Source organism: Megasphaera sp. DJF_B143, from assembly GCF_900320625.1.
Taxonomy (GTDB): Bacteria; Bacillota; Negativicutes; order Veillonellales; family Megasphaeraceae; genus Megasphaera; species Megasphaera hexanoica.
In genome coordinates this window covers 1-6,636 of sequence record NZ_ONTA01000194.1, presented here as the reverse complement: position 1 = coordinate 6,636, position 6,636 = coordinate 1, and the positions used below count along the sequence as shown (strand labels likewise).

Sequence of the window (6,636 nt, the reverse complement as noted above, 5' to 3'; positions counted from 1 at the left end):
TCGGTCATAGCTCTGCGGCTCTTAAAGAATGTTTGACGTTTGAAACATTGGTTTTAAATTAAAGTCCATCCACATCAAACTTTCAACTTCAAACTCAAAAAAGCGGCTGTCTTCGGACGACAGCCGCTTTTTTTATGCATCAATCAGTTTTCCCGGATTGAGGATGTTGTTAGGATCCATGGCCCGTTTGATGATTTTCATGATAGCCAGTTCTCCTTTAGGTGTAAATTCTTCCATGTACTTGAGCTTCTTGGCTCCGATGCCGTGTTCACCGGCCAGGCGTCCACCGACGCTGTAGGCATAGGCGTATACCTGCTGATGGAATTTTTCGACGCTCGTTTCCCATTCTTCGTCGCTCATATCCATCTTGCACAGGACGATGTGCAGGTTGCCGTCGCCGATGTGGGCATTGATCTTGACCTGGAACGGGTAATCTTCGCCGATTTCCATGATTTTTTCGATGGTCGAAGCGATTTTGTGGACCGGTACGACGACGTCATCGGTGAGGAAGACTTTGCTGACCATTTCACACGATGTCTGGACATTGCGGCGCATATTCCAGATGCGTTCATCCGCTTCGAGGACATCGACGGCGCCTGATTCTTCACAGATGGTGCAGACACTTTCCATCTTGCTGTCCAGTTCGTCTTCACGGAACGTTTCTACGGTGATGATGACGTAAATGCCGTCTTCATAGTGAGGCATATCCGAATAGTGGCAATAATCGGCGGTGTCACGGACATAGGAGTTATCCATGTATTCCACGCTGGTCGGGTCGATGCCGGCCTTAAGCAGTTTGGGAACCATGTACAGCGCTTTGCGCGGGTCTGTGTACACGGCGAGGACGTCAAACCGGTACGGCGGCAGGGGAATGAGTTTGACTGTGACTTTAGTGATGATGCCCAGCGTTCCTTCGCTGCCGATGATGAGCTGTTCCAGGTCGTAGCCGGTGGAGCATTTCTTCAGGATGCGGCCGCATTCGACGATATCGCCGGTCGGCGTGACCATTTCCAGACAATAGACCTGATGACGTGTGACGCCGTAGCGGACGGCTTTGAGGCCGCCGGCGTTGGTTGCCAGATTGGCGCCAATCATGCAGCTTTCTGCACTGGAGGGGTCTCCGGCGTAGAGCAGGCCATGAGCTTTGGCTTCTTTCTGCAGATCTACCGTACGCACTCCGGCTTCGACGGTCATATACATGCCTTCTTCATTGAGTTCAATGATTTTGTTGAGCCGTTCCATGCACAGGACAAGGCCGCCGCAGACAGGGATGGCACCGTCGGCCAGGCTTGTGCCGCCACTGCGGACGGTAATGGGAAAATGATATTCATTGGCCAGTTTGACAATCTGGGAAATTTCTTCGGCATTGGCCGGGATGACGGCTGCTTCCGGTAGATGGAAGCGGCGCGGGTCCGTTTCGTAATCTGTCTGGTACTGGAGCAGTATGTCTTTATCTGTTTTTACGTAAGAAGGGCCGGTAATGGCTTTGAGTTTTTCAATGATTTCCGGTGTGATGGGCTGATACGTTTCCATAATGATCCTCCTGTCATAAAGTAATCTGATTATGCGTATATTCTATCACATTTCTGTAGGCTGGAAAGAGTCATTTCCTATTCTTATTTGCAATGTGTAATTATGTCTGCTAAACTATACCGAAAAGGAGTGATTTATATGGACATGGGATTGCAGGATAAAGTTGTCGTTATTACTGGTGGGAGTGAAGGTATCGGATTTGCAGCTGCCAGAGCTTTTATTGCCGAAGGGGCCTATACCGCTATATGTGGACGCAGAAAAAACGTATTGGCGCATGCCGTGGCAGAACTGGGGCCGCGGGCTTTTGGCGTATCGTGTGATATGACAAAGGAAGACGATGTCCATGACTTTGCCCGACGCGTCTTTGATACGTTCGGCCGCATAGACGTATGGGTTAATAATGTCGGTGCGACCATTGCCCGGAAGGGGACTTGGTATACGGGAGAAGAAATTGACCGGACCTATGCCGTCAATTTCAAATCCGTCGTCATGGGAAGCCAGGCAGCCGTACCCTATTTGTCCCGTCAGGGCGGGGTCATTGTCAATGTGGCATCTCTGGCGGCGCGGTGTGCGACATCCGGGCGGGCTACGCTCTATGGAGCGTTTAAAGCAGGTGTCGTCAACTTCACCAATACCTTTGCCGGGGAAGTGGCGTCAAAGCACATCCGTGTCGTATCCATACTGCCGGGATTTACGCTGACGCCGCTGGTTCGGGCGACCATTGCCCCTGCTGATCTGGAAAAGCAGAGCCGTACCTGCCTCTTGCGCCGGGCCGCTTCACCGGAAGAAATTGCCGGACCTATTGTCTTTCTGGCCAGCTCCCAGGCTTCCTATATGACGGCAGCGTCTCTTGAGATTTCCGGCGGCCGTAGTGTGACCCTGAATCCGGGGTATTCCTATGGGGAATAATGACATTCTAAAAATAAAATTGAATTATGTTCTAATTTTTTAAAAGTCCACTTGACAAGTGTTGTTTTAAAGTGTACTATGTTCGTAAACATTGGAAACGCCAAGACCGGAACAAGTACACGCAGGCGGTCAGACAGAGAGCAGGAATCCAGGCTGAGAGTTCCTGCAGAAGCCAAATGCGCTGGAATGCCTCCGCGAGCGGATGAGCCGAATCGAGTAGGCTCATACGGATTTCCCACGTTACGGGTGCCGAGATACAGCATTTGCTGTAAGCAGAGTGGAACCACGGACCACCGTCTCTGTCATGGGGACGGTGTTTTTTTTGTCTCTAAATGGGAAAAACGAGGATATTTCGCCAATGTTTCAAAACATATTTTAAAAATTCATGAAATGTGATGGGAGTAATAGAGGAGGATATGACTATGACACAGAGTAAAAAAGAATTAGTATTAGCCGCTATGGATAACAAGCCGGTAGACCGTGTTCCTGTGGGATTCTGGTTTCATTTCCTGGGAGATGAAATCCATTCCGATTCGTTTCAGCATCCGGAATTGATCGAACAGCTCTATGCGGGACAGACGAAATACATCGAAACGGCCAAGCCGGATTTTGTAAAAATCATGACCGATGGATTCTTTCCTTATGAAAATAGAACGGCATTCAATCTGAAAAGTGCGGCCGATTTCAAGCGGATCCAGCCCCTTGCTGACGATGATCCGTGGTTTACGACGCAGATTGCCTATGCAAAGAGACTGACCAGTAAATACGGTAATGACGTAGCCATGTTTTACAATCTCTTCTGCGCCAGTACGACAGTGAAATTCATGCTTCCCGATATTACCCAGGGCGATGCCTGGCTGAGCCGTCTTATACAGGAAGATGCAGACGCCGTCCGTCAGGGACTCGATGTCATTTCCGGAGATTTGGCAAAACTGGCCCGCCGGATTATTACCGAAGGCGGCGTGACCGGTATTTACTTCAGTCTCCAGAATCTGCTCGGTGAGGGAATTACGAAAGATGTTTACGATCAGGTGCTGGCGCCGGGTGAAAAACAGATCCTCGCCGCGGCTAACAGTGCAAGCGATTACAACATCCTCCATATCTGCGGCTGGTCCGGCCACCGCAATGATCTGACCTGGTATGCCGATTACGATGTGAAGACCATTAACTGGGCGGCTGTCGTCGAAGGCGTGCCTCTGGAAGAAGGACGGAAGATTTTTGGCGGCCGGGCTGCTCTCGGCGGATTTGGCAATCTGGAAACGGAAGTACTGTACAATGGTACGAAAGAAGAAGTACAGGCCGAAACGAAGCGTATCCTGGACCATGCCGGACGGCAGGGCGTCATCCTCGGTGCAGACTGCACGGTGCCGCGCGATACGGACTGGCAGCGTTTTGAATGGGTACGGGAAGCTGCAAAATAATAGATATTATAACGGGTAAAGCATATAGGGGGAATATATCATGAATATAAAAAAATTAGGGAAATTTGTCATCACAGCCGCTTTGATTGGTGTCGTCGCAGCCGGCCTTGCCGGATGCAGCAAGAAAGATAGTGCCGCAGCCGGCGATGGCGGCAAGAAAAAAGTCGTCAACGTAGCGTATACGAATTACTATGTACCTTATGATTTCGTCAATGACAAAGGAGAAGCCGACGGCTTTGAAGTAGCAGTCATGAAAGAAGTTGCCAAAAAACTGCCGCAGTACGAATGGAAATTCACGCCGACCTCGGACGACGATCTTCTGATCGGTGTCGAATCGGGGAAATACACCATTGGTACCAAGGGCATCTGGAAAACGGCAGCCCGGGAAAAGAAATATCTCTTTACTGATAATTACATCGGTGCCAGCGTCATAGGCCTGGTCATCCGCAAAGATGAAGCCGATAAAGTAAAAGACATGGATTCCTTTGCCCAGTACAGTGACAAACTCGTGCCGATTGCCCCACAGGATGCGCGCTACATGGTCATTGATACATACAATAAAGAACATCCGGATAAGCCCATCGACCTGAAATCGTCGGAAGCATTCCAGATTGCCGATGCCTACAGCTGGGTCATGGAAGGCCGCTATGATGCCTATCTGGAAGTTGAACTGAGCTACAAGAACAATATCGTCAAAGACGACGCTCCGTACCATCAGTTCAACGATCAGCTGACCTATATCCGCTACAAAGGCATCCCGACTTATCCGCTGATCAATAAGAAAGAAACGAAATTGAAAGACGAAGTCGATCAGGCTATCAAAGAACTTCGTGATGAAGGAAAGATTGCCGAACTGGAACAAAAATATTTTGGTGAAAGCCTGTCCCAGTATATCGGACAGTAAGTGAGAGGAGGAGTGCTTTGTGAATAGTACGAGAGTATTTGATCCGTCCATGATCGTACAGGTCATACCGGACCTTCTGTCCTATCTGGACGTGACTTTGCTCGTAGCCGTCACAAGTATCCTCCTCGGCTCTCTGCTGGGGATGATACTGGCCTGGGCCAGGACGGGTCACCACCGCGTGCTGCGCTGGATTGCCAACGGTTACATCTATATCATGCGCTGCACGCCCTCCATTGTCCTGTTGTTCATCGTATTTTACGGTCTGCCGAAACTGGTGGAGTCGATGACCGATTATGATATCAACGATACAAACCGTGCCGTCTTTGCCATCATCACCTTTACGTTGTTATTTGGCGCCTATATTTCTGAAGTATTCCGGGCCGCCTATCAGGCTGTCCCCAAAGGGCAGTATGAAGCGGCAGTCAGCATTGGCCTGACCCCGTTTCAGGCATTCCGCCAGGTCATGCTGCCCCAGGCTACAGTCATAGCCCTGCCGAACTTTGGCAATTCCGTCATCAATTTGCTGAAAGAAGGGGCCCTGGCCTACACCATCGGCCTCATCGATATGATTGGCAAGGGAAATCTGATCATTGCCCAGAACTTTGGGGCGTATGGTGTGGAAATTTATCTGGCCTGCATGATTGTCTACTGGATTATGACGACCTGCATTGCCAAGGGATTCCTCCGGTTGGAAGAACATCTTGACAAAGGGCAGAGCCTGCGGGCAAAGAATCCGGCACAGGCAAAAGCACGCATACTGCCTGTATGGAAAAGCGTACCGGCGCTGATGCGGCGCATTCAGCGTCAGGGCTAGAAAAAGGAGTAACCATATGGAACTGGATTATACATTTATGATAGAAACCTTTTATAAGGTATGGGGGGGCATTGGCACGACACTGGGACTGACAGCCCTGAGTCTCCTCATTGCGGCACCGATTGCGTTTTATATGGCGGTCCTCCGCATTAAAGGCAATCTCATCGGCAGTGGCATTACCCAGGCTTATATATCCTTTGTCCGGGGTACGCCTATTATTCTGCAGATTCTGCTTCTCTATAGTCTGCTCCCAAGCTTTCTCAACGTCGTTGTCAAAGCATTGGGCTCAGACTTCAATGTCTTCGACAGCGTCGACCCGTTCTGGTATGCGGTTGTCGTCTTTTCCCTGAATACCATCGCCCTTTTGGCAGAAGTATTCCGCTCGGCTCTGCTGAGTATCCCTAAGGGACAGCTTGAAGCCGGCGTTTCTATCGGCCTTTCGGAATTCCAGACATACTGCAAAGTCATCATTCCCCAGGCTATGGTCGTAGCGCTGCCGGCGGTCTGCAATATTACGGTCAATCTGATCAAAGGGACTTCCCTGGCATTCCTTATGACTGTCAAAGATGTCCTGGCTATCGGAAAAATTGCCGCTTCCTATGGTTATAACTATATCGAATCGTACCTGGATGTGTTTATTGTATATCTCATCGTATGTACGGTCATTCAGCTGGCATATAAATTTGCAGAACAGCATGTAGGAGCCTTCCGGGCCGGTGCATAAGAAAGGAGATTTATTCCATGTTATTGTCAATTAAGCATGTCCGCAAGAGCTTTGGCGATCTGGAAGTACTGAAAGACGTGCATATGGATATTGAAAAAGGCGACGTTGTCGTCATTCTGGGCCCCAGTGGGTCGGGCAAGACGACATTCCTGCGCTGCCTGAATTTTTTGGAAAAGGCCGATGCCGGGGAAATGGATTTTGCCGGTATGCACATCGATCTCAGCCATCCTTCGACAAAAGATATTACGGCCGTGCGGAAAAAGACGGCTTTCGTATTTCAGGGATACAACCTCTTTGCCAATAAGACGGTCTTTGAAAATGTGACTCTCGG

General features: G+C 49.7%; 7 protein-coding genes. 6 read left to right on the top strand and 1 reads right to left on the bottom strand.

The annotated features are described in order from the left end of the window. Positions 1-132 precede the first annotated feature (132 nt). Positions 133-1,533, bottom strand: a complete 1,401-nt coding sequence (locus tag DBO31_RS06010) for an FAD-binding oxidoreductase (RefSeq protein WP_150824690.1) — start codon at positions 1,531-1,533, stop codon at positions 133-135. A gap of 138 nt (positions 1,534-1,671) precedes the next feature. On the opposite strand from DBO31_RS06010, the gene DBO31_RS06005 reads away from it, so the two are divergent. The 6 genes from DBO31_RS06005 to DBO31_RS05980 form a co-directional block, all read left to right on the top strand. Then, the gene (locus tag DBO31_RS06005) at positions 1,672-2,442 is read left to right on the top strand and encodes an SDR family NAD(P)-dependent oxidoreductase (RefSeq protein ID WP_150824689.1); all 771 of its coding nucleotides are present in this window, start codon (positions 1,672-1,674) and stop codon (positions 2,440-2,442) included. A 422-nt stretch (positions 2,443-2,864) separates the two neighbouring features. Beyond that, positions 2,865-3,863 (top strand): uroporphyrinogen decarboxylase family protein, encoded by a 999-nt coding sequence (locus DBO31_RS06000; RefSeq protein ID WP_150824688.1) that lies wholly within the window; start codon positions 2,865-2,867, stop codon positions 3,861-3,863. Between the two features lie 40 nt (positions 3,864-3,903). Beyond that, positions 3,904-4,767 carry a transporter substrate-binding domain-containing protein gene (locus DBO31_RS05995; RefSeq protein ID WP_150824687.1) on the top strand — a complete coding sequence of 288 codons (864 nt, stop codon included), beginning with the start codon at positions 3,904-3,906 and terminating at the stop codon, positions 4,765-4,767. Between the two features lie 19 nt (positions 4,768-4,786). Next, positions 4,787-5,581 (top strand): amino acid ABC transporter permease, encoded by a 795-nt coding sequence (locus DBO31_RS05990; protein WP_234995414.1) that lies wholly within the window; start codon positions 4,787-4,789, stop codon positions 5,579-5,581. Between the two features lie 16 nt (positions 5,582-5,597). Beyond that, a complete protein-coding gene (locus DBO31_RS05985; RefSeq protein WP_059077035.1) occupies positions 5,598-6,305 on the top strand; it encodes an amino acid ABC transporter permease in 708 nt (235 codons plus the stop codon). 17 nt (positions 6,306-6,322) lie between these two features. After that, the coding region (locus tag DBO31_RS05980) for an ATP-binding cassette domain-containing protein (RefSeq protein ID WP_150824686.1) at positions 6,323-6,636 on the top strand (314 nt) is incomplete at its 3' end.

Bases quoted from the DNA above. Each gene is read 5' to 3' on its own strand.
- DBO31_RS05985 (WP_059077035.1), top strand. From the start codon at position 5,598: ATGGAACTGGATTATACATTTATGATAGAAACCTTTTATAAGGTATGG.
- DBO31_RS06010 (WP_150824690.1), bottom strand. From the start codon at position 1,533: ATGGAAACGTATCAGCCCATCACACCGGAAATCATTGAAAAACTCAAA.
- DBO31_RS05995 (WP_150824687.1), top strand. From the start codon at position 3,904: ATGAATATAAAAAAATTAGGGAAATTTGTCATCACAGCCGCTTTGATT.
- DBO31_RS06000 (WP_150824688.1), top strand. From the start codon at position 2,865: ATGACACAGAGTAAAAAAGAATTAGTATTAGCCGCTATGGATAACAAG.
- DBO31_RS06005 (WP_150824689.1), top strand. From the start codon at position 1,672: ATGGACATGGGATTGCAGGATAAAGTTGTCGTTATTACTGGTGGGAGT.